The 250-nt window shown below is 54.8% G+C and carries 1 protein-coding gene; it reads right to left on the reverse strand.

All coding sequences use genetic code 11. The features are described from left to right. A partial coding sequence (locus tag L8G48_RS13425) for an Ig-like domain-containing protein (protein WP_248265096.1) occupies positions 1-231 on the reverse strand: 231 nt, incomplete at its 3' end. Between the last annotated feature and the right edge of the window lie 19 nt (positions 232-250).

Raw genomic sequence — 250 nt, forward strand, 5'->3', positions numbered from 1 at the left:
GCTGGAGTTAACCACCACATCAAATTCAGTATCTGCAGCTAAATCGCTGCCGGCAACATCCACGCTCCAGGTGCCGTCAGCATTTACAACGGTGTTGTATTCGGTGCCGTTGATGGTCATGGTAACGGTATCGCCTTCGGCGATGTCACCACCGCTCGCGCTGCCAGTGACCGTGATGGTCTCGCCCGCTTCTTGTGCGTTGATCACGTCATCGGCGGTGATGTTATTCACATTGACGTTACCCTGCTCG

Origin of the sequence: Idiomarina aminovorans (genome assembly GCF_023155095.1) — a bacterium.
GTDB classification, from domain to species: Bacteria; Pseudomonadota; Gammaproteobacteria; order Enterobacterales; family Alteromonadaceae; genus Idiomarina; species Idiomarina aminovorans.